This window comes from Cobetia sp. 29-18-1, from assembly GCF_029846405.1.
Classification (GTDB): Bacteria; Pseudomonadota; Gammaproteobacteria; order Pseudomonadales; family Halomonadaceae; genus Cobetia; species Cobetia amphilecti.
In genome coordinates this window covers 14098-37574 of the sequence record NZ_JARWKS010000011.1, presented here as the reverse complement: position 1 = coordinate 37574, position 23477 = coordinate 14098, and the positions used below count along the sequence as shown (strand labels likewise).

Sequence of the window (23477 nt, the reverse complement as noted above, 5' to 3'; positions counted from 1 at the left end):
TGGTAAGGAGACCTTGCGATGAATGCCACCTCACGGCAACCCCGGCCCGGGCAGGACTTGTCCGAACGTGCCTTGTCCGAACAGGCCTTGTCCAAGCAGGGCGACGCTGACCCGGCCGGCCTGAATACCGACACCGAGCGCCCGGTGCTGGCCTTCGCGCATGCCAATGGCTTCACCGGTGCCTGCTACAAGAGCCTGCTGGCGCCGCTGGCCGAGCACTTCAATCTGCTAGCGGTGGACCGACTGGCGCACGACCCTGCCTATCCGGTCGGCAACAATCTGATCTCGCTGCGTGATGAGTGGCTGGCGTGTCTGGACGCCGCGCTGGGGCCGTTGCCCGCGGCGGGCGGCACCGGACGCAAGGTGATCGGAGTCGGGCATTCGCTGGGAGGCATCGTCAATTACATGGCGGCGCTCAAGCAGCCGGAACGCTTCCACTGCCTCGTGCTGCTCGACCCGCCGTTGATGCTGGGCCGTGATGCGCTGGGCATGAAGGTCGCCAAGCGCTTCGGCTTCATTGATCGTGTCACGCCGGCAGGCCGCACCCGCGGGCGTCGCGCGCGCTGGGACTCCCGTCAGGCCATGCAGGATTACCTGCGCCGTCGTTCGCTGTTCGCCAATTTCACGCCAGAGGCGCTGGACGACTACGTCGACAACGCCACCCATCGTCACGCAGATGGCAGCCTGTCATTGAGCTTCGATACCCGTCACGAGGTCGAGATCTTCCGCCACCTCAGCGATCACCTGTCAGGCTCGCCGGCGAAGCTGGCGGTGCCGGTCAGGATTCTGGCCGGCGCCCAGTCTGATCTGCTCACGCCGGCGCGTCAGGCACGCCTGCGCCGCGCCGGGCTGACGGTGGAGCATGTCCGGGGAGGACATATGTACCCCTTTGAATACCCACAAGAGACGCGCGCCGCGCTGCTGGCGGCCATCGCCGACCTTGCGCCGCCGGATGTACTGCCGCCAGGCCTGCTGGCCGGGAGGCAAGCATGAGCACTGATCAAACCGTTCAAGACATCGCAGAGGCTCCCCTGAGCGCCAACGTCTCGCTGCGTGAGCGTCGCTACCCACGGCGCACAGGCGGAGAATTGGCGGCCCTGGAGTGGGCGCCTGCCGAGCACGCCGAGCAGGCACCGACGTGGCTGGCGCTGCATGGCTGGCTCGACAATGCCGCCAGTTTCAGCCGCCTGGCACCGCTGTTGTGTGAACGGCTGGGCATTCGCCTCATCGCCATCGACATGGTCGGTCACGGGCACTCGAGCCCGCTGGGTGAGCACGGTGATTATGCGGTGTGGGATTACTGCCACGATGTGATCGAGGCGCTGGAAGGCCTGTATGACGAGGGGCTGCCGCGCGCGCCGGTCACGGTGATGGCGCACTCGCTGGGGGCGGCGGTGTCGGGGCAGGTGGCTGCGGCGCTGCCGGAATATATCGCGCGACTGGTGCTGATCGATGGCATCGGCGCACTTGCCACGCCAGCCTCGGAGGTGGTCGATCAGCTGCGCCGCGGATTGCTGGCACGCCACGCGCAGCCGGTCAGACGCGCCGCCACGCGACGTGCCCATTATCGTCATGTCGAGGACGCCGTGGCGGCGCGGGTCGCGGGAGGTGTCACGCCGATCGATGCCGACACGGCGCGGCCGATCGTCGAGCGCAACCTCGAGGTGCTGGAAGACGGTGGCCTGCGGCTGAGAAGTGACCGCCGCCTGCTGCGGCCTTCACTGATGCGCTACACCCCGGAGCAGGTGCTGGCGTTATTGGCGGCGTTGACCCAACCGGTACTGCTGATCGAGGGCGAGCAGGGTATCCTGACCATAAGGCACGAGGCGCAGCAGGCGCGTGATGCCGTGAAGAGGCTCGAGCGTCGCGTCTTGCCGGGTGGCCACCACCTGCATCTGGAGCCGCCGCATGTGGCGGCGGTCGCCGATGCCATCGTCGAGTGGATCAGCTCGCACTGAGCGATGCACCGCGTGCCGCGTCCGTTCATCTTTCATCATCTGCAGCGGGAGACATGCCATGGCCAAGCGCAAGACCATCGCCCTGGCACTGGGGAGTGGCGGGGCCCGAGGCTATGCCCATATCGGCGTCATCGAGGAAGTGCTGGCGCGCGGTTACGACATTCGCGCCATTTCGGGCTGCTCGATGGGCGCACTGGTCGGGGGTATCCATGCCGCCGGCAAGCTGGATGCCTATCGCGACTGGGTCTGTGAGCTGGATTACTTCGACGTGCTGCGGCTGGTGGACGTCACCTGGAGCCCGATGGGCGCCATCCGCGCGCGCCGCATCATGGATGAGCTGGAAGCCCTGATCGGCGACACGCGCATCGAGGATCTGCCGATTGCGGTCACCACCGTCGCCACCGACCTGATCGCCCAGAAGGAGGTCTGGTTCCAGAGCGGCAATCTGCTCGAGGCGATTCGGGCCTCCATCGCGGTGCCCGGGGTGATCACGCCGGTGCAACGCGACCGCAAGGTGCTGGTGGATGGCGGCCTGATGAATCCCTTGCCGATCACGCCGCTGGTCGCCGCCCACGTTGACCTGGTGCTGGCGGTCAACGCCACGGCGCATTCGCCGCGCAACCAGACACTGGAGCAGATGCTGCCACCGGCCGATGCCGCCGAGGAAGAGGCGCGCGAAGCCGCCCTGGAAGCGCGCGGCGGTGGTTTCAGTGACTGGCTGCGGGGAGTGCGTCGCGGGGCCGAGCGCATCTTCTCTGCCGAAAAGGAGCAGGCGTTGGAGGACCAGCAGGGCATGGCATTTGCCAGTCCGGTCGGCGGTGTCCCGCTGCCGCCGGGTGATGCCTCGCGCCTGAAGTTCGAGGCACTGAAAAGCAGCGATGCCGAGCCAGCGCCGGGGTCAGAAGCGTTGGCAGAGCCGCAGGCAGACGCCGGCGCTGTTACCCAGGGCAAGCAGCCGCCGTCCGCAGCTGAGCCTGAGCGGGTCGATGATAACGCGCCGGAGCTTGCCTGGGGCAAGCTGGACATGATGATGCGCTCCTTCGATATCACCCAGGCAACGCTGGCCAAGTACAAGATCGCCGGCTATCCACCGGATATCCTGGTCGAGATTCCCAAGACGGTGTGTGGCGCCTATGAATTTCACCGCGCCGCAGGCCTGATCAAGCTGGGCCGGCACCTGGCCGCCGAAGCGCTGGATCGCTACGAGAAGGGCAGCGACGGCTAGCCTGTCGTGAGTTGTCCTTTAATGAAAAAGCCCCCGCCAATCGGCGGGGGCTTTTCGTTACGGTGCTCTTCAATACAGTGCTCTTCAATACAGGGCTCTTCAATACAGGGCTCTTCATTGCAGAGCGTGTGACCGGAGCCTGAGCGAAGCGTCGCCTCAGCCGTTGATCCACTTGTCGAAGATGGCGGCCTGCTCACCGGTGCCCTGTATCTGGGTCAGCCACTGATCGACGTAGGCCTTCCAGATATTGTCGCCCAGCGGCAGCAGATAGCCCTTCTGGGAGAAGGTGAACGGCGCATCAGGATGCACGCTGCACAGCTCCGGATGACGGCTGGCCTGCAGCTGGGTCTCGATGGCGTCGGTGACCATCACATCGGCACGGTCTTCGATGATGTTGTTGAAGATGGTGCGGTTGTCATTGTGCGCGACGCGCGTGGCATCGCTCAGGAATTCATTGGCGAAGCGCTCGTTGGTGCCGCCCGGATTGACGGTGATGCGCACGCTGGGCTGATTGATCTGCGCGACGGTCTGGTACTTGTCGACGTCCTCGCAGCGCACGATGGGCGTCTTGCCGCCGGTCTGGTACGGCTGGCTGAAGTAGGCCTGAGCCTGACGGTCCAGCTTGACCGAGATGCCGGACATGGCGATATCGCACTTGCCGGAGGTGAAGTCTTCCATCAGTGTCGGCCAGCTGGTCGGCACGGTCTGTACCGTGGCGCCCAGGCTCTTGGCCAGTGAGGCGGCCATGTCGATGTCGATGCCTTCGAAGTCGCCATTGTCTTCACGGTGGCTGAAGGGCGCATAGTCACCGGTAGTGCAGACCTTCAGCACCTGGCCTTGTTGCACACGCGAAAGGGTGCTGTCGGACAGTGCATCGCTGGCGGCGGCCGGCATGGCGAAGGCCAGCGACAGGCCAGCGGCGGTCGCACCGCCGAGAATGGCAGCGGAAAGGGCGCGGCGTGAAGAGGTGCGCATTGGCTGTTCAGCGTTGGGTGTCATCAGGGTGTTCCCTTGTCGTTATGGCGGCAGGCTCGGCGTGAGGCCTGCCTCTGCTACTCGAGTGCTCGGCTATTCAAGCACTCAGTTATTCAAGTACACGGCTATTCAGGTGCTCGCTATTCAAGTGCTCGGCTATTCAGGTGCTCGGATCGTCAATGTCTCGGCGGTGTGGCGAGCGCGGGATTCGCTCAGTCGAGCAGCGGGTCACGGCCCTTGCTGCGCAGCAGGACATAGACTGCGCCGCTGCCGCCATCCAGCTCCAGTGAAGAGGTAAAGGCCAGCACGTCAGGCCATTGGCGCAGCCAGGCATTGACGTGGCTCTTGATGATGGGGTGATCGGCCATGCCGGTCCATGCCTTGCCATGCACCACCAGCACGCAGCGTGAGCGACGGGCGATGGCATCGTCGATGAAGGACTCAAGCTCGATGCGGGCCTGCTCCAGCGTATAGCCGTGCAGGTCGAGGCCCGCCTCCCAGGCGATCTCGCCGCGCTTGAGACGCTGACGCTGGCGGTAGGGGAGATCGGGCACCGCGAAGTCGAGCAGCTGGCTGGGCGTGACCGGCTCGACCTGACCATCGGTGGTGCGCGATGGCGTGCCGAGCGTGTCGGTCGAGGCTTCACTGGCGGCAGCGCGGCGCGCCGCCAGACGCGCCTGCTCTTCCTTGTCGACGGGCTTGCGGCCGGGGTCGGCGCGGTTGGTGGTGATCTTGCGTACGCCGGCCTGCTTGAGGGCGGCACGGAAGGCGTTGAAGTCGTCGCCGGTATCCGAGCTGTCGTCGTGGTTGGGTGGCATGGCCGGGCTCCGCGGGCAATAAAATGGCAAGTCGCGCAGTATAGCGCGGCTGTTGTCGCTGTCGAAGACAGGCAGTTGCCACTTTCGAAGACAGGCGGTTGTCGCTTGCGAAGACAAAAGCGGCAGGCGCGCCATCAAGGCATGCCAAGGGTCGCCGCCACGCCTCGTGAACGCTACAATGCCTGCGCGAGACGCCACCGACACCACACGACTGGCGGCGCTCGTTGTCCATCTGTCCGCTTACAGGAATCACCGTGTCCACATCTTCCGCGTCCGACCTGCGCCATCCTTCCAGTCTCAGTGAGCCGGACTCCCGTCTCGTCGAGGAGCTGGTGACCCTGCGCGACCTGATCCGCTGGGCGACCAGTGAGTTCCACGCGCATCGCCTGCACTTCGCCCATGGCACCGATTCTGCCTGGGACGAAGCGGTGGCGCTGGTGCTGGGTGCGCTGCATCTGCCATGGGACACGGACCCCGCCGTGATCGACGCGCGCCTTCTGACCATGGAGCGAGCGCGCATCGTGGCGCTGGTGCGTGAGCGCATCACCACCCGCAAGCCGCTGCCGTATCTGCTCGGCGAGGCCTTCTTCACCGGCGTGCCCTTCGATGTCGATGAGCGTGTGCTGATTCCGCGCTCGCCGATCGCCGAGCTGATCGAGAGCGGTTTCTCGGCCTGGTTCCCGGAACTGCCGCCGACTCGCGTGCTGGACATGTGCACCGGCTCCGGCTGCATCGGTATCGCCACCGCGCTGGTGATGCCGACCGCCGAGGTCGATCTGGTCGATATCAGCAGCGAGGCGCTGGAAGTCGCGCGTCGCAACATCGAACGCCACGACGTGGCAGGGCGTGTCATCGCGGTGCAGTCGGACCTCTTCGCGGGCGTGGCGGGCAAGCGCTATGACCTGATCGTCTCCAATCCGCCCTACGTGGATACCTTCGATCTCTCCAACATGCCGCAGGAATTCGGCCATGAGCCGGCGCTGGCGCTGGGCGCCGGTGACGACGGCCTGGATATCGTGCGCCGTATCCTGCGCGAGGCGCGTGACTACCTGACCGACGACGGCGTCTTGATCGTCGAGGTCGGCAACTCCGAGCGCCACCTGATGGAAGCCTTCCCGGAAGTGCCCTTCATGTGGCTGGAGTTCGAGCGCGGCGGCAACGGCGTCTTCGCCATCGATGCCCAGACGCTGGAAGTCTGCGCGCCCGAATTCGCTTGAGCTGGCGGGCGCCTGACCCGGCGGATTTCGCTTGAGCTGGCGGGTGCCTGAGCTGGCGGGATTCGACAGAAGCACGGGCGCAGGCCGCCAGGCGCTGCAACGCTTACGACAACTATTATCAGAACGCCGTCGGCCATGACCGGCGGCATCGCCTGAGGACCCCCTGAATGTCCGGAAATACCTTCGGCAAGCTGTTCACCGTCACCACCTTCGGCGAAAGCCACGGCCCGGCACTGGGCGCCATCATCGATGGTTGCCCGCCGGGCATCGAGATCAGCGAAGCGGATCTGCAGATCGATCTGGACCGCCGCCGTCCCGGCACCTCGCGCCACACCACCCAGCGTCGCGAGCCGGACCAGGTGCGCATTCTCTCGGGCGTGTTCGAGGGCCGCACCACCGGCACGGCCATCGGCCTGATGATCGAGAACACCGATCAGCGCTCCAAGGACTACGGCAAGATCAAGGACCAGTTCCGCCCGGCCCACGCCGACTACACCTATCACCACAAGTACGGTGAGCGTGACTACCGTGGCGGCGGCCGCAGTTCGGCCCGTGAGACCGCGATGCGTGTCGCCGCCGGTGCCATCGCCAAGAAGTATCTGGCGGGCCTGGGCGTGCAGGTGCGTGGCTACCTGTCCCAGCTCGGTCCCATCGAGCTTGAGGTCAAGGACTGGTCGCTGGTCGACACCAACCCGTTCTTCTGTGGCGATGCCGACCGCCTCGAGGAGCTGGAGCAGTACATGGACGCCCTGCGCAAGGAAGGCGATTCCGTGGGGGCCAAGGTCACCGTCGAGGCGACTGGCGTGCCGGTCGGCCTGGGTGAGCCGATCTTCGATCGCATCGATGCCGAACTCGCGCATGGCCTGATGAGCATCAATGCCGTCAAGGGCGTCGAGATCGGTGACGGTTTCGCCGTGGTCAGCCAGAAGGGCACCGAGCACCGTGACGAGATGACGCCGGAAGGCTTCCTCTCCAATCATGCCGGCGGCATTCTGGGCGGCATCACCAGCGGCCAGACCATCCGTGCCAGCATCGCCCTCAAGCCGACCTCCAGCCTGCGATTGCTGGGTCGCAGCATCGATGTCAACGGCGAGGCGGTCGAGGTGATCACCACCGGCCGTCATGATCCGTGTGTCGGTATCCGCGCCACGCCGATCGCCGAGGCGATGGTCGCGCTGACGCTGATGGACCACCTGCTGCGCCATCGCGGTCAGAACGCCGACGTCAAGGTCGACACGCCGGTACTGCGCGAGGTGTAAGCCGCTTGCGGCGTTGCTGAATTTGTAAAAAAGACACGCCCCAGCCATGGAGTGATGCCCAGCATCCTTCGTGGCTGGGGCGTCTTGCGTTGTGGGCTGGCTTGCGGAAAGTAAATAAGAAAAGACGTAAGTAGCAGGCTGCCCCCGTGTCATTCTCGCTGCTAGACTCGAATGGCATGCATGCCAGCGGACTCGCGCACCACGCCGTGCGCGGGCAGACAACACAAGGAATCTGCCATGAAGATCAATGTCGAATTCGACCTCACGCCGCAGGAATTTCGCCAGGCGATGGGCCTGCCGGACGTGGAAGCCTTCCAGCAGGAATTGATGGAGCGCTTTCGTCGCCAGATGGAGGCGGGTGTTGAAGGCTACGACCCCATGAGTCTGCTCAAGCCATTGATGGCACCGGGCGCGGGCACGCCGTTTGCCAAGTTCATGCCGCCAGGCATGGCCGAGGGGATGATGGGCGGCGCGTCTGGCGCTGGCAATGCCGGGCAGGGCGCAGCGGGCGGCATGCCCGGCGACATGGGCGAGAGCATGGCCCAGGGCATGGCCGCCTTCAATCAGTACCAGAAGATGATGCTGGATACCCTGCAGCAGTTCGGTCAGGGCGGCGCGGAAGGCAAGGAGGCTGACAAGCCGGAGTCTGCCTCGCGCAGGAGTTCGGGGCCCAGTGGTGATCAAGGCGCGGATCTGAAGGCAGAGCAAAGCGCCAACCGGGCAGACGATGCGAAACCGGCCTCCGCGGCCAGTGCGCGCTCACGCGCCAAGCGCAGTTGATGACCGGCAGGCGCGAAGAACGCTACTGGCTGACAGCGATGTGAGGCATGCCCGGCCAATCCCATGACAGAAAATGTCCTTTGACAGTTTTCTGTCATGGGATTGCAACCACCTGAGGAGCAGACTAGTCTTTGTGCAGTGCAGCATATTGCTGTGCTCCACAGGTGGCGCAGAGACTTCTGCGCGCTGTCCCGGTACGGAATCCATGGGAGGAACCGTCATGCAGCAGGATCAGATGTTCAACGCCTTTGCCGAGCAAGCCCGCAGCTTCTACCAGCCGATGCGCAAGCTCAACACTCTGATGCTCGACCATATGGGCAAGATTGCCGATTATCAGATGGACGCCGCCAAGCGCTATACCGAGACTGGTCTTGAGCGTGCGCGTGCTGCCACTGAAATCAAGGGTATGGAAGAGTTCAGCGAGTTCAGCAACCGCCAGCTGGAAGTGGCGACCGAGCTGTCTCAGCAGATGATGGATGATTCCCTGAAGCTGGCCGAGATGGGCAACGAAATGCGCGCCCAGCTCGAACAGGCCTACTCTGACGCTGGCAAGGAAGCCACCGACAAGGCGTCCGCTGCCACAGAGAAAGCCGCTTCAGCAGCAGAGGACAAGGCATCCTCCGCTGCCAGCAGCAAGCCGGCTGCCGCGACAAGCCGCGCCAAGCAGAACTAAGGTATACCCCGAAAAGGCTGGCGCTTGCGCCAGCCTTTTTTTTGCCGTTTTCAGGCATTGCCCCTGCCGTGCTGGAAGGCGCATGCTGGAGATGAGCACGCTGGCACACAGGCTGTTTTGCTCTCGTATTTGCCGCGCGCGAATCCGACGGAAAGCAGACCTGCAGGAGGCAGACCATTCCAACTGACAGCGCATTTTAGCTGACAGCGCACTTTGCTTGCCTTGGCATGCTCGCCTGCAGCACCCTGAAATCAGCCATGAAACGGTCTTCAACCCGTCTTGTGAAACGGTCTTCAAAAACAGTCTGAAAAGCAGTGTCCGTCGCCAGTGAAGGCGCCCGTCTCATGAGAGACGGCATGGCACTGCTCAGTGGTCAGGAAGGATTCGATTCGATGAAATCGTGCCGCCGGCAGACGTTCGGCAGCCAAGCTTCGATAGCCAATGACGTGATGGTCAATGACAAGGAGGAAGGGCGATATGGACTCAGCCCAGCAGCAGGCGTTCTCGCAGACATTCTCTCAGGCCTTTACCAGTCTGTTCCCCGACGGTGCTGAAGGCACGGAGTGGGCCAGCGTGATGCAGCAGGCCAGTGCCCAGTATCAAGCCTTGATGAGTGACATGCTGGAGCGCCTATGGCCCAGCGCTGCCGCTTCCACCATCTATGACGAGATGGGTCGTTGCTTCCAGGCGGGGGCCGAGGCCCTGGCACGTGACCCGCAACTGTTGATGTCGACCCAGACTCGCCTCTTCCAGGACCAGATGGCCCTGTTGCAGGGCACGTTGCGCGAGCTGAATGGCGAGAGCGTCGAGCCGGTGATCACGCCCGCGCGCTCTGACCGTCGCTTCCGCGATGAGGCCTGGCAGAGCGAGCCCTATTACCACTTCCTCGTGCAGCAATACCTGCTGTTCTCGCGCGCCGTGGACGACATGCTGGCCGGCATTCAAGGCCTGCCGGAGAGCCAGAAGCGCAATCTCGAGTTCTACGCACGCCAGTACGTCAGCGCCTTCTCGCCCTCCAACTTCGCCTCCACCAACCCGGAAGTGCAGCGCGTGACCCGCGAGACCGGCGGCCAGAACCTGCTCGACGGTCTGAAGCGTCTGCGCGATGACCTGGCCAACTCCGCCGAAGGCATCAATGTCGCGATGACCGACACCGAAGCCTTCCGTCTCGGCGACAACATCGCCGTCACGCCGGGTGACGTGGTCTTCGAGAATGAGCTGATCCAGCTGATCCAGTATCGTCCGGCTACCGAGAAGGCCTTCAGCACCCCGTTGCTGGTCGTGCCGCCGTGGATCAACAAGTACTACATTCTCGATCTGCGTCAGGACAATTCGATGATGCGCTGGCTGGTGGAGCAGGGGCACACCGTGTTCCTGATCTCCTGGCGCAATCCGGGGCCCGAGCAGAGTGATCTCACCTGGGCCGATTACATGCAGATGGGCCCGCTGGCCGCGATGGATGCCATCGAGCAGGCCACCGGCGAGAAGCAGGTCAACATCCTGTCCTACTGCATCGGCGGCACGCTGACGGCCAGCACCATGGCCTATCTGGCGGCCGAGAAGCAGTCCGACCGCGTGCGCTCGGTCAGCTACATGGCCACGCTGCAGGACTTCTCCGATCCCGGTGAGATCGGTGTCTTCCTCAACGAGCCGGTGCTGCAGGGCCTCGAGAAGCAGATGGCGCAGGACGGCTATCTGGATGGCCGCGTGATGGCGTTCTCCTTCAATCTGCTGCGCGAGAATGACCTGTTCTGGTCGTTCTACGTCTCCAACTATCTCAAGGGCGAAGCGCCGACCGCGTTCGACCTGCTGTACTGGAACACCGACGGCACCAACCTGCCGGCCGGTACCCATGCCTGGTACTTGCGTCACATGTATCTGGAAAACCGCCTGGTGCAGCCCGGCGGCATCGAGCTGGACGGCGTGCCGATCGATCTCTCACAGATCGAGACACCGAGCTATTGGGTCTCCGCGCGCGAGGACCACATCGCCAAGTGGCAGACCACCTACAACGGTACCCAGCTGCCCAAGGCCTCCATCAAGCGCTTCGTGCTCGGTGGCTCTGGTCATATCGCGGGTATCGTCAATCCGCCGCACAAGAACAAGTACGGCTACGCCACCAATGACAGCCTGCCGGCAACGCCGGATGAATGGCTCGAGGGCACCGAGCAGCACGAAGGCTCCTGGTGGAATGACTGGCAGGCGTGGATGACCGGCAATGGCTTCGTGGAGCCGGAACCGGAAGTCTCTGCGCGCACGCCGGGTGAGGGCAAGCTCGACGTGATCGAAGCGGCGCCGGGGCGTTATGCGCGCCAGACCATTCCGGAAGTGCTGGGGCAGAGCGTGCCGGAAGAGATCACCAGCGTGGCGGATGCGCAGCTCAAGGCCGTGCGTGATGTGCAGCAGACGGTCGAGAAGAGCGTGAATGAAGCGCTCAAGCAGGTGACGCTGCCGCTGGAAGAGGCCATGACCGCGATGACCGAAGCCGTCACCGGCAAGGCCGCCAATGATGCCGGCGACACGGCGGGCAACAGCTCATCCAGCGCCTCCAGGGCGCAAGGTGCGAGCACCAGGCCTGCCGCTTCCAAGGCCGCATCAGCCGCTGGGTCGCCAGCCGCTGAGTCGGCTACGCCGGCAAGCAAGCCCGCCGCGCGCAAGCGTGCTGCACCCAAGAGCACAGCTGCCAAGAGCACAGCTGCCAAGAGCACAGCTGCCAAGAGCGCAACGACCACCAGCAGCACGGCCAGCGACAGCACTACCAAACAGAGCACGGCAAAACCGAGCGCTGCGAGCACGGCTGCCAGCAGCACCGGTAGCTCAGCGACCAAGACCACCACGGCGAGAAAGGCCTCCACGCCACGCAAGACGGCTGCCAGCAAGACGGCCACCGCCAACAAGACAACGGCGGCCAAGACGACTGCGAGCACGTCAGCCTCTGACAGCAAGCCGTCTGCATCCGGCACCTCGAGCAGCAGCACTTCTTCCACGGCTTCGGGTTCCAGCGCGGCAGGCTCCAGCGCTACGAAGCCCGCGACGACGCGCAAGAGCACTGCCAGCAAGACTACGGCGAGCAAGAGCACCGCCAGCTCGACGGGAAGCGCGAGCACTGCCAAGACGGCTAGCAGCACCGGGGCTTCCAGTCAGGGGGCTTCCCGCTCGAACACTTCAAGTTCTGGTGCTTCCACTACCACCGCCAAGAGCGACACCGGCAGCGAAGCGCCCAAGCCGCGCCGTGGCCGCTCCTCCAACGCCAGCAAGGCCGCCTCCGCCAAGGCAGCGGAAGAGGCGAAGAAGGACGATGTCAAGCCTGCGGCAAGCAAGACGGATGGCGCGTCTGGCAATGCCAAGGATAGCGACAAGAGTTGATCCGCGGCGCCACAAGCAGTGAGTCAGAACCGCAACGCCAGCCCTTCGGGGCTGGCGTTGTGCGTTCAGGCTGTATTTCCATGCGGGACTTTCGAGTGCGCTAGAGGTTTCTCGACGCCGCATCCCTTGCGCCTTCCAGCAGTTCGATCATCGCGCTGGCGGCGTTCGAGAGGGTGCGGTTGTTGTGATAGAGGTAGCCGAGCTGGCGTTCGATGGGGCGGTGGTCGATGGGCAGGATCTCGATCTCGTCGTCGATCATGCTTTCCGGCAGGACGCTCCAGCCCAGACCGATGGCGACCATCATCTTGAGGGTCTCGAGGTAGTTGGTGGACATCGAGACTTCCACCGAGAGGCCGTCACGCGCGAAGGTGTCGATGACGATGCCACGCGTAAAGGTCAGGTGGCCCGGCAGCACGGCGTCGTGCTGTGAGAGGGCGGCCAGCGGCAACGCTTTGTGACCTGCCAGCGGGTGATCACGTCCGCACACGAAGCGCATCTCATCCAGCCACACCGGCACTACCGTCAGATTGGGATCGCGATGCGGTGCCAGGGTGACGACGGCCAGTTCCAGCTCCCCATCCAGTACGCCCTGATAGGCCTGTTCCGAATCCAGAAAGCGCATGTCCATGCGCACCTCGGGGTGGGCCATGGTGAAGGCCTTGAGCAGCGGCGGCAGCCGGTGCAGGCCCACATGGTGGCTGGTGGCCATCGTCAGGCTGCCTTTTACCTCGCCGGACAGATTGCGCAGCGCACGCCGGGTGTCGTCGTGCATCACCAGGATGGCGCGGGCACGGGGCAGCAGGATATTGCCGGCCTCGGTCAGCGAGACACGCCGTCCGATGCGATCGAACAGCCGTGCGCCATGCAGTTGCTCCAGCTGGGCGATGCGCTTGGAAACGGCCGGCTGGGTGAGGTGCAGCTGCTCGGCGGCAAGCGAGAAGGAGGCGGTTTCGGCGACGGCGACGAAGGCCTGCAGAGAGGGTGTGTCCATGTGGGGCAGCTATCCTGTCATGAGGGCATTCAGAGAGACATTCAGGGGAGCGTCAAGCGGGGCGATCGATGCCGGCGCAGGCGGATGCACTCCTGATCAAGACCTGATGAGTAATGGTATTCCTTTTGGGAATCCAAAGCATGAAAAACATGAATTGCTTTTATTCATTGTCGCCGAGTACTCTTGATGGCACAGGACGCGGCGGCGATGCTGGAGCCTGCAAGCAAGTGGTCACTATCCACGGGCTCGCACGACCGCCCCGCCATCAACACTGGACGACACACCCTCATCAAGGGGCCGTTACGAGCCCCGAGGCAGCAAGCGCGCTCTTACCGTAAGGCGCCACGAGGAGACACGACATGGCTAGCCAGACCCTTTATGACAAGTTGTGGGATCAGCACCTGGTCAAGCAACGCGAAGACGGTACTGCACTCATCTACATCGACCGTCACCTGCTGCACGAAGTCACGTCGCCGCAGGCATTCGAAGGGCTGCGTCTGGCCGGTCGCAAGCCGTGGCGTCTGGATGCCAACCTGGCAACGCCGGACCACAACGTGCCGACGTCTCTCAAGGAGCGTGCTGCGGGTATCGCGGGCATCGAGGACGAGACCTCACGCATCCAGGTGCAGACCCTCGACGACAACTGCAACAGCTTCAACATCGAGCAGTTCACCATCAATGATGCGCGTCAGGGCATCGTGCACGTGGTCGGGCCGGAGCAGGGCGCGACTCTGCCGGGCATGACCGTGGTGTGTGGCGATTCCCACACCGCGACCCACGGTGCCTTCGCGGCACTGGCCCACGGGATCGGCACCTCCGAGGTCGAGCACGTGCTCGCCACCCAGTGCCTGATCCAGCGCAAGATGAAGAACATGCTGGTGCGCGTCGATGGTCGTCTCGGCACTGGCGTCACCGCCAAGGATGTCGTGCTCGCCATCATCGGTGAGATCGGTACCGCCGGCGGTACCGGCTACGCCATCGAATTCGGCGGCTCTGCCATCCAGGACATCTCCATGGAAGGCCGCATGACCATCTGCAACATGGCGATCGAAGCCGGTGCGCGGGTCGGTCTGGTCGGTGTCGATGACATCACCATCGACTATCTCTACGAGCGCCCCTATGCGCCGAACGCCCAGCAGTGGGAAGCGGCCGTCGCCGACTGGCGCAATCTGGTCTCCGATGCGGACGCCGAATTCGACAAGGTCGTGGTGCTCAAGGCCGAAGACATCGCGCCGCAGGTCACCTGGGGCACCAGTCCGGAGCAGGTTACCAGCGTCAATGGCGTGGTGCCGGACCCGGCTGCGGCCAGCGATGACACCGAAGCGCGTGGCATCACCCGTGCGCTCGAGTACATGGGCCTCAGCGCTCAGCAGAAGATCACCGACATCAAGCTGGACCGCGTGTTCATCGGTTCCTGCACCAACTCGCGTATCGAGGATTTGCGTGAAGCGGCGCGCGTGGCCGAAGGCCGCACGGTCGCCAAGAGCCTCAAGCAGGCGATGGTGGTGCCGGGCTCTGGCCTGGTGAAGGCGCAGGCGGAAGCGGAAGGGCTGCACGAGATCTTCCTCGCGGCGGGCTTTGAATGGCGTGAGCCGGGCTGCTCCATGTGTCTGGCGATGAACGCCGACAAGCTGGGCGCCGGTGAGCATTGCGCGTCCACCTCCAACCGCAACTTCGAAGGCCGTCAGGGCTTCGGTGGGCGTACGCACCTCGTCAGCCCGGCCATGGCCGCCGCTGCCGCGATTGCGGGTCACTTCGTTGATGTTCGTGACTTTGCCCCCATCCCTACCAACAACACTCAAGTCGCCTGAGGAGGCCCGACATGGAAAAGTTCATTCGCCAGCAGGGCCTCGTGGCACCGCTTGATCGCGCCAACGTCGATACTGACCTGATCATCCCGAAGCAGTTTCTGAAGTCGATCAAGCGCACCGGCTTCGGGCCGAACCTCTTCGATGAGCTGCGTTATCTCGATGAGGGCTATATCGGTCAGGACATCAGCAAGCGTCAGCTGAATCCGGATTTCGTGCTCAACCAGCCGCGTTACGCGGGTGCCAGCGTATTGCTGGCGCGTCGCAACTTCGGTTGTGGTTCCTCGCGTGAACACGCGCCCTGGGCACTGACCGACTTCGGCTTCCGCGTGGTCATCGCGCCGAGCTTCGCCGATATCTTCTACAACAACTCGTTCAAGAACGGCCTGTTGTTGATTACCCTCGACGAGGACACGGTGGACCGTCTGTTCAAGGAAGCCGAGGCGGTGGAAGGGTATCGTCTGGATATCGACCTCGAGGCACAGGCGGTCATCACGCCGTCCGGTGAGTCGATTCCCTTCGAGGTCGACAGCTTCCGCAAGCATTGCCTGATGGAAGGCCTGGACGATATCGGTCTGACCCTCAAGGACCAGGACGCCATCGACAGCTTCGAGAAGCGCCATCGCACCGAGCGTCCGTGGCTGTTCCGCGACGGCAAGATGGCCTGATCTGGCCAGCGTCGCGTCAGTCAACGCCTGACATCGCAACATATTCGTCATGGCTCGCCGTCCAGAATGGCGGCGAGCCCAGTCTCAGCACCGACGGTGAACCGTCGGTCTCGCCGGAAGACTTCCGGCCCAAGGAGAGTTCCAGATGAGCCGCAATATCCTGATTCTGCCCGGTGATGGCATTGGCCCGGAAATCACTGCCGAAGCCGTGAAGATCCTTGAAGCCGCCCGCAGCGAAGGTCTGGACATCACGCTGAGCGAAGGCAAGGTCGGTGGTGCAGGGTATGACGCGGCCGGTCACCCGCTGCCGGCGGAAACGCTGGGGGCGGCCAAGGCGGCGGACGCCATTCTGCTCGGCGCAGTCGGCGGCCCGCAGTGGGACAAGCTCGAAGACATCTCGCTGCGTCCGGAACGCGGCCTGCTGGGGCTGCGCAAGGAGCTCGAGCTGTTCGCCAATCTGCGTCCGGCGATTCTCTACCCGCAGCTGGCCGAGGCCTCCAGCCTCAAGCCGGAAGTGGTGTCCGGGCTGGACATCATGATCGTGCGTGAGCTGACCGGCGGCATCTACTTCGGTCAGCCGCGTGGCATCGAGACGCGTGATGGTCAGCAGGTTGGTTACAACACCTACGTCTACTCCGAGTCCGAGATCGAGCGTATCGGTCGCACCGCCTTCGAGATGGCGCAGAAGCGCAACAAGAAGCTGTGCAGCGTCGACAAGGCCAACGTGCTGGAAGTCACCATGCTGTGGCGTGACGTGATGGAGCGCATCTCCGCCGACTACCCGGATGTCGAGCTGTCGCACATGTACGTCGACAACGCCGCCATGCAGCTGGTGCGTGCTCCGAAGCAGTTCGACGTGGTGGTCACCGGCAACATGTTCGGCGACATCCTGTCGGATGAGGCCGCCATGTTGACCGGCTCCATCGGCATGCTGCCGTCCGCCTCGCTGAATGCGGGTGGTCAGGGCATGTACGAGCCGTGCCACGGCAGCGCGCCGGACATCGCGGGTCAGGGCATCGCCAACCCGCTGGCGACCATCCTGTCGGTGGCCATGATGCTGCGCTACTCGCTCAACGAAGCCGCCTGGGCCGAGCGCATCGAGAAGGCGGTCGGCGTGGTGCTGGATGAAGGTCTGCGCACTGCCGATATCGCCTACGCCGGGACGCGCAAGGTCTCCACCTCCGAGATGGGCGATGCCGTGCTGGCCGCCTTCAAGGCCCAGGCGTAAGGCAAGACCCGCGTGAACGCCGCAAGCCAGCGGCGTTCACGCGATGATCATGGGGGAGCTCGGCGTGCGTCGCCGGGTTCTCATGTCAGGACCTGCGGCTGGAGCGTTGGGCAAGGCTCGCCTCGTGTGAGTTGCCTGTGCTCGCTGCGGGTCATTCCTGTGTCGGGAGCGGTGGTGTCTTCCATGCTCCCGGCCGTGCATGAACAAGGAGAACAAGCATGTTGAAAGTCGGATTTGTCGGTTGGCGTGGCATGGTCGGTTCCGTGCTGATGCAACGCATGCGTGATGACAACGATTTCGCCGGTATCGAGCCGGTATTCTTCTCCACCTCCCAGGTCGGTCAGGCCGGTCCTGACGTGGGCACGCCGGTGCCGGCGCTCAAGGATGCCAATGACATCAATGAGCTGAAGGCGCTGGATGTCATCGTCACCTGTCAGGGTGGCGACTACACCAAGCAGGTGTTCGGCCCGCTGCGTGAAGCCGGCTGGAAGGGTGACTGGATCGATGCGGCCTCCACCCTGCGCATGGACAAGGACGCCGTGCTGGTGCTGGACCCGGTCAACCGTCACGTGATCGACCAGAAGATCGGCGCCGGTGCCAACACCTTCGTCGGCGGCAACTGCACCGTCAGCCTGATGCTGATGGGCCTGGGCGGCCTGTTCGAGGCCGGCATGGTCGAGTGGATGACCTCCATGAGCTACCAGGCGGCGTCCGGCAGCGGTGCGCGCCACATGCGTGAGCTGCTGACCCAGATGGGCCAGCTCAATGGCAGCGTGGCCTCCGAGCTTGCGGACCCGGCCAGCGCCATCCTCGACATCGACCGCAAGGTGACCGCCACCATGCGCGGCGATGACTTCGCGACCCAGCAGTTCGGTGCGCCGCTGGCCGGCTCACTGCTGCCGTGGATCGATTCCGCGATGGAATCCGGTCAGACCCGCGAGGAGTGGAAGGCCGGTGTCGAGGCCAACAAGATTCTCGACAGCCAGGGCAACCCGATCATGATCGATGGGCTGTGCGTGCGTATCGGTGCGATGCGTTCCCACTCCCAGGCCTTCACCGTCAAGCTCAAGCAGGACGTGCCGCTGGACGAGATCGAAGACCGTCTGGCCAAGCACAATGACTGGGTCAAGGTCGTCGCCAATACCAAGGAAGACAGCCTCAAACATCTGACGCCGGCCGCTGCTACCGGCACCCTGACCGTACCGGTCGGCCGTCTGCGCAAGCTGGAGATGGGGGGCGAATACCTGTCCGCCTTCAGTGTCGGTGACCAGCTGCTGTGGGGGGCCGCGGAGCCGCTCAAGCGCATGCTGACCATCCTGCGTGAACATCGCGCGGCCTGATCGCACTGTGTAGCAGCATGTCGTCGGGTTCATTGCGAGCCTGACCTGAAAGCGCCCTCGGCTCTCTGGAGTCGAGGGCGCTTCTCTTTTGCACGTTACGTCTTGGAAGGTCGGTGATTTCAGGTAAGAGATAGGTCACTGATGTCACGGCGAGTACCAGATATCTCAGTCTTTCCTGCGCATTTTTTGCGATTTTGACTGGCGCTTTTGATGCATGATGGCGGGGAGGTGTTTTTTACGGGTATCGTAAAGGGGATATCGTCGAGCTGGTCACTCGCGATATGACGCCTCTGCGGCCTTTATCGATCGTGGGCCGTCACTCTATCGTTGAAACTTTTTCCACTTTGCCAATGGCTTCCCGCACTCTTGGGACGGACTCTCTGGTATCTTGTGTAAGTATACGTAACATAATGCGCAGGCCGGGCAATGATTCGGCCGCATACGAAGGGACACTCAATGGGACGCAAGCTTCCTCTCGCACTGGCGGTGTCGTTCGCCGTCTACAGTGCTCAGGCCTTGGCAGTCGGCATGGAATCGCCGCGGTTGCGCTCGAATCTGAATCAGCCACTGGACGCGCGCATCGGCCTCACGGATACCTCGGGCCTCGATGCCAGCCTCATCAAGGCCGGCGTTGCCGATTCTGCCGCCTTTACGCGAGCGGGCGTCGATCGCAGCTATGTCAGCGATGACATCAAGGTTGCCGTCAAGCAGCAGGGTGGGCGCTACTACCTCCAGCTGTCCACCAATGGCGCGGTACGTGAGCCCTATGTGGACCTGCTGCTGGATGTCGAATGGCCCAATGGCAAGCTGCAGCGTCAGGTGACCCTGTTGTTCGATCCGGCGGGTTATTCGAGTCAGCCGTCATTGGTGACACCTGCCGGCGCTCGCTCGCGGCCGCTGGCCACCAACGATTCCTCGCCGACGCGTTCCGTGGTGTTCCGCGACAATGCCCAGCCCAGCCAGGCTGCCTCGCGCAGTGCGTCATCCAGCACGCCGCCGTCCAGCATCAAGGTGCGCAACGGTGATTCGCTGTGGACGATCGCGCGTCGCGTGCGTCCGGATGCCAGTGTCAGCATCCGTCAGGCCATGCTGGCGATCCAGGAAGCCAACCCCAGGGCCTTCCCGGGCGGCAACATCAACAAGCTGCGTGCGGGAGTGGTGCTGAGCGTGCCGGACCGCAGCACCATGTTGGGACGTTCGCGTACCGAGGCCGACAAGGAAGTGCGTCAGCAGTATCAGCAGTGGGTCGCGGGCGCGCAGGGCAAGACCGTGCCGGCTCCGGCCAGCAAGAAAACCGCCGCGGCCAGCACGTCGAATGAGCCTTCCGCCAGTGCTGCACCTGCGGCCACGGCCGCGCCGAGCGGACCCGCCAGCGCGGGTGCCGATGGCAAGCCGCGTCTGACGCTGCTGGATGAAGACGGCAGCAAGCCCAAGGCGGCGGCAGCCAGTGGTCAGATCTCCGCGGGTAGTCAGCAGGCGATCGATGAACTGTCCGATCGCCTCGAGTCGCTGGAAGACCAGCTGCTGACCAATCAGCAACGCCTCGATCAGCTGGAGCAGGAGCGTGATGACCTGCGCAGCGAAGTGGCCTCCCTACGCAATGAAGTCGGTGAGCTGCGAGCGTCGCTGGCAGAGCGTACCGAACAGCTCGAGACGGCCAAGGTGTTGCTCGCCAAACAGAATCGTCTGCTCGTCAACAGCGGCATCTCGCCGTTGGCGTTGCCGGAAAGCCTGATCGCCGCCGGGGTGGACCTCGGTCAGCCGCGCGACGGCGAGGGCAACCTGGTGTTGCCCAAGCAGCCGTGGCCCCAGGCGACCTGGCAGTGGGTGCAGGACAACCTGGCCATCGTCGGCGGGGCGGCCGGGGCATTGCTGCTTCTGTTGCTGCTGTTGTTGCGTCGCCGCTCCGGTTCCGGGGGCGATGAGAACATGAGCTTTGCCGATGCGGTCCGCGGCAATGAAGAGCCCGACCAGGACAAGCCACGCGTCTTCCCGGATACCTTTGCGGCCTCGACTGCCGCTGCTGCCGCGGGTCACAAGTCATCCGCGTCTGAAGATGCCAACGTGGCGGCGCGCCGGGGTTCCGGTAGTCTCGAGCCGCTCTCCCAGCCGGAAGCGGCTGCGATCAGCGAGGCGGACATCTTCATCGCCTACGGCCGCTTCGATCAGGCCCAGGCCCTGCTGGAGGCCGGTCTGGTGGAAGATCCCGCACGCCAGGACCTGCGCCTCAAGCTGATGGGAGTCCATGGCGAGCTTGGCAATGCCGAAGCCCTGCATCATGAAGGTGAGCAGGTGCTGGCGGCCGGCAATGAGGAAGAGCGTTTCGAGGCCCAGGCGCTGCTGGATCGCTACAGCGTCTCAAGCAGTGCGCTGCGTGCTGTCGCAGGTGGCGGCGCGAGTCAGGTGGGGCGCAAGGTCTCCTATCTGTCGGGGGTAGCAAGTCAGCAGGCGGCAGCGCCTCGCGCGCCGCTTGAAGGTCATGACAAGGCCGATGATGCGGCTCGCGGCCCGGCAGATGCATCCGCCACGGGCTCTGACGCCCCCCTTGATGACCCGGAAGATGCTAGCGCGCTGTCTGACAGCGAATCGCATGCCGGTGACGGCGTGAGCGAACCGCTGGTCGAGCATGCTCCCGATCAAGGCGTCGCGTTCGAGCCGGGCCTCAAGGGCGAGGACCTCGAGAAGGCGCCCGTGCGTGAGAGCCACTTCAACAGCGACAACGTGATCGATTACCAGGCGCCGGAATTGACACTGGGGGAAGCTGGTCACGCCGATGACGAGAAGGGCACTGATGCCGCGGCATCCAAGGCGGCGGATAGCGCGCTCAAGGGCGAGTCCGTCGAGTTCACCTCGCTGCGTGAAGAGCTGGATGACAACGCCGCGCTCGAGAGTGGTGCCGCGAGTGAGAAGAACGGCGCTGCAAGTGAGAGCAGTGGCGCAAGTGAAGGCAGCGCTGCGAGCCAGAAGCCGTATCAGGCGTCCAGCAGGCCGTCAGCCGCAGTCGATGGCATGGACGAGTTGCCGTCACTGGATAGCATGACGCTGGAAGAGGTGGACGTGCCGCGGCGTGATATCTCGGAATTCGAGGTCGAGGAAGTGGCGTTCGAGTCTGGGGATCAGGATAATGCCTATCCCTCTGTCGAGTCGGCAGGGTTTGGGGCTGGCGCCCAGGATACCGTGGCATTCCAACAGCTCGAGGAAGCCCGTCAGTTGTTGGTGGATGGCGATGATGATCAGGCGGCTGCGCTGCTTGAGCCGCTCGCTACTGCCAGTGATGACATGGTCCGTGAAGAGGCGCTGGCGTTGATGGAGCGCTTTGGTCTGACCTGATGCCCTTTTTTACACCGTTGGATGATAACGAGAAACGCCCGGGGCGCATTGCTCTGGGCGTTGAATATGATGGCACCCGCTATTGTGGCTGGCAGCGTCTGAGCCACGCCCCCTCCGTGCAGGAAGCGCTCGAGAAGGCCTTGTCCAAGGTCGCCTCCACGCCGATTACCGTGCATTGCAGTGGCCGCACCGATTCCGGTGTGCATGCCGTGCGTCAGGTCGTGCATTTCGATACCCCCGTGGGCCGCAGTCGCAAGGCCTGGCGCATGGGCGGTAACGTCAACCTTCCCCCCGATATCGGGATTCATTGGGCCGTGCCGGTGCCCGATGATTTCCACGCGCGTTTCAGCGCCATCGCCCGTCGCTATCGCTACATGATCATCAACCAGCCGTTTCGGCCGGTGATGGAGCGCAACAATGTCACCTGGTGTCGCGAGCCGCTCAATGTCGCCGACATGCAGGCCGCGGCGGCGCATCTGGTGGGCGAGCTGGATTTCTCGGCGTTCCGCGCCGCAGGCTGTCAGTCGCGCTCGCCGCGCCGCCACGTGCACTTCATTGAAGTCAGTCGCCATGGCCATATCGTCATGATCGATATCCAGGCCAATGCCTTCCTGCATCACATGGTGCGCAATATCGCGGGCACCTTGATGGCCATCGGGCGTGGCGAGAAGCCTGTCGAGTGGATCGTCGAGCTGATGCGCGGAGGGGATCGCACGCGCTCGAGCGCGACGGCAGCGGCGACAGGGCTTCACTTCGTCGATGTCATCTATCCGCCGCGCTATGCGCTGCCCAAGGAACCCCTGGGCCCTGGTCTGGTCGCACATCTTGGCGAGTGGACGGGCGAGCGCCCGTTGCCGGACTGCCCGATGGTGCGCTCACGCATGGCGCGTGCCGAGGCCGAGGGTGCCGAAGAGGCGCGCGCGGCGGGCAAGCTCAGTGAGCAGGAGGCCATCCGGCTGGCCAACGTGGCCCGTGAAGCCGAGCGCCTCAGTCGCGAGCATGAACAAGCGATTCCTGCGCCAGGCGTTCCTGCGGCAGGCGATCCTGCGCCAGGCGACCCTGCGGCAGGCGACCCTGCGGCAGGCGCCGAGGATGACACGCTGACGGCTGCCACCCAGAATGAATCCTCACGTTGAACGGAGTGATCCCATGACCGAGATGAGCGCTCGAGCGAGCCAGCGTACCCGGGTCAAGATCTGTGGCTTGACGCGAGAGCAGGATATCCGCGACGCCGTGGCAGCAGGGGCCGATGCGCTGGGCTTCGTGCTGTGGCCGGGCAGCAAGCGTGCGGTCGATGTGGCGCGGCTGGCCGAGCTTGCCGCGTGCGTGCCGGCCTTCGTGACGCGGGTCGGCCTGTTCGTGGATGCCAGCGCCGAAGAGATTGCCGCGGCGGCGTCACATCTCGATCTGCTCCAGTTGCATGGCAATGAGACGCCGGAGCAGTGCCGGGCGGCTGGGCGGCCCTATATCAAGGCGTTGCGCATGCGTGACGGGATCGATCTCGCCGCGCAGGCGGCGCGCTACCATGACGCGCGTGGCTTGCTGCTGGATGCCTATCGTCCCGGCGTGCCCGGTGGCACCGGCGAGACCTTCGACTGGTCGCGCATCCCGGCCGATCTGCCGCTGCCGGTCATCCTGGCCGGGGGTCTCGAGTCAGGCAATGTCGCCGCGGCGGTGGCGCAGGTCGCCCCTTACGCGGTCGATGTCTCCGGCGGTGTGGAAGCCGCGCCCGGCGAGAAGAGTGCCGAGCGCATGCAGGCATTCTGTCAGGCAGTCCGCCATCAGCGCTGATTTGCCGGCACGCGTTGTGGCCCTTGCGTTGCTTTCGTCCCAAGCGGCGA

The 23477-nt window shown here is 64.1% G+C and carries 17 protein-coding genes and 1 pseudogene; 15 read left to right on the top strand and 3 right to left on the bottom strand.

Annotation, left to right across the window (positions count from 1 at the left end):
* The first annotated feature begins 18 nt into the window (after window positions 1-18).
* Genes QD208_RS10265 through QD208_RS10255 form a run of 3 tightly spaced genes read left to right on the top strand, consistent with a single transcriptional unit; the run spans window position 19 to window position 3183 of the window.
* Entirely contained in the window at window positions 19-993 is a 975-nt protein-coding gene (locus tag QD208_RS10265) for an alpha/beta hydrolase (protein ID WP_279836734.1), read from the top strand.
* Entirely contained in the window at window positions 990-1958 is a 969-nt protein-coding gene (locus tag QD208_RS10260; protein WP_279836733.1) for an alpha/beta fold hydrolase, read from the top strand. Before QD208_RS10265 ends, QD208_RS10260 begins: the two co-directional genes overlap by 4 nt.
* Before the next feature lie 58 nt (window positions 1959-2016).
* Complete coding sequence (locus tag QD208_RS10255) at window positions 2017-3183, top strand: patatin-like phospholipase family protein (protein ID WP_279836732.1); 1167 nt, start codon at window positions 2017-2019, stop codon at window positions 3181-3183.
* Window positions 3184-3339: 156 nt separating this feature from the next.
* On the opposite strand, the gene QD208_RS10250 is transcribed toward QD208_RS10255, so the two are convergent.
* The gene (locus QD208_RS10250) at window positions 3340-4182 is read right to left on the bottom strand and encodes a transporter substrate-binding domain-containing protein (RefSeq protein ID WP_279836731.1); all 843 of its coding nucleotides are present in this window, start codon (window positions 4180-4182) and stop codon (window positions 3340-3342) included.
* Between the two features lie 188 nt (window positions 4183-4370).
* Window positions 4371-4976 carry a Smr/MutS family protein gene (locus QD208_RS10245; RefSeq protein WP_131431499.1) on the bottom strand — a complete coding sequence of 202 codons (606 nt, stop codon included), beginning with the start codon at window positions 4974-4976 and terminating at the stop codon, window positions 4371-4373.
* A gap of 254 nt (window positions 4977-5230) precedes the next feature.
* Here QD208_RS10245 and prmB point away from each other — a divergent pair, with 254 nt between their 5' ends.
* The 5 genes and pseudogenes from prmB to phaC all read left to right on the top strand — a co-directional run.
* Window positions 5231-6193 (top strand): 50S ribosomal protein L3 N(5)-glutamine methyltransferase, encoded by a 963-nt coding sequence (gene prmB, locus QD208_RS10240; RefSeq protein ID WP_043335549.1) that lies wholly within the window; start codon window positions 5231-5233, stop codon window positions 6191-6193.
* 167 nt (window positions 6194-6360) lie between these two features.
* On the top strand, window positions 6361-7452 hold the full coding sequence (gene aroC, locus QD208_RS10235) for a chorismate synthase (protein WP_279836730.1): 1092 nt from the start codon (window positions 6361-6363) through the stop codon (window positions 7450-7452).
* Between the two features lie 237 nt (window positions 7453-7689).
* Entirely contained in the window at window positions 7690-8232 is a 543-nt protein-coding gene (locus tag QD208_RS10230) for a DUF6489 family protein (protein ID WP_279836729.1), read from the top strand.
* Window positions 8233-8452: 220 nt separating this feature from the next.
* Window positions 8453-8905 carry a phasin family protein gene (locus QD208_RS10225; protein WP_213113862.1) on the top strand — a complete coding sequence of 151 codons (453 nt, stop codon included), beginning with the start codon at window positions 8453-8455 and terminating at the stop codon, window positions 8903-8905.
* Window positions 8906-9481: 576 nt separating this feature from the next.
* Window positions 9482-11245: pseudogene (gene phaC, locus QD208_RS10220) on the top strand (class I poly(R)-hydroxyalkanoic acid synthase); the annotation flags it as partial.
* Between the two features lie 1126 nt (window positions 11246-12371).
* Here phaC and QD208_RS10215 read toward each other — a convergent pair.
* The gene (locus QD208_RS10215) at window positions 12372-13262 is read right to left on the bottom strand and encodes a LysR family transcriptional regulator (protein WP_054554935.1); all 891 of its coding nucleotides are present in this window, start codon (window positions 13260-13262) and stop codon (window positions 12372-12374) included.
* Between the two features lie 359 nt (window positions 13263-13621).
* On the opposite strand from QD208_RS10215, the gene leuC reads away from it, so the two are divergent.
* From leuC to QD208_RS10180, 7 genes are all read left to right on the top strand, one after another.
* Window positions 13622-15073: a 3-isopropylmalate dehydratase large subunit gene (leuC, locus tag QD208_RS10210; protein WP_043335560.1), complete on the top strand. Its 1452-nt coding sequence runs from the start codon at window positions 13622-13624 to the stop codon at window positions 15071-15073.
* Between the two features lie 11 nt (window positions 15074-15084).
* On the top strand, window positions 15085-15738 hold the full coding sequence (leuD, locus tag QD208_RS10205) for a 3-isopropylmalate dehydratase small subunit (protein WP_279836728.1): 654 nt from the start codon (window positions 15085-15087) through the stop codon (window positions 15736-15738).
* Window positions 15739-15883: 145 nt separating this feature from the next.
* Window positions 15884-16966, top strand: a complete 1083-nt coding sequence (gene leuB / locus QD208_RS10200; RefSeq protein ID WP_279836727.1) for a 3-isopropylmalate dehydrogenase — start codon at window positions 15884-15886, stop codon at window positions 16964-16966.
* 218 nt (window positions 16967-17184) lie between these two features.
* Entirely contained in the window at window positions 17185-18306 is a 1122-nt protein-coding gene (gene asd, locus QD208_RS10195; RefSeq protein ID WP_279836726.1) for an aspartate-semialdehyde dehydrogenase, read from the top strand.
* 456 nt (window positions 18307-18762) lie between these two features.
* Entirely contained in the window at window positions 18763-21636 is a 2874-nt protein-coding gene (locus QD208_RS10190; RefSeq protein ID WP_279836725.1) for a FimV/HubP family polar landmark protein, read from the top strand.
* Entirely contained in the window at window positions 21636-22772 is a 1137-nt protein-coding gene (gene truA / locus QD208_RS10185) for a tRNA pseudouridine(38-40) synthase TruA (protein WP_347881996.1), read from the top strand. Before QD208_RS10190 ends, truA begins: the two co-directional genes overlap by 1 nt.
* 22 nt (window positions 22773-22794) lie before the next feature.
* Complete coding sequence (locus QD208_RS10180) at window positions 22795-23427, top strand: phosphoribosylanthranilate isomerase (RefSeq protein ID WP_279836775.1); 633 nt, start codon at window positions 22795-22797, stop codon at window positions 23425-23427.
* Window positions 23428-23477 lie beyond the last annotated feature (50 nt).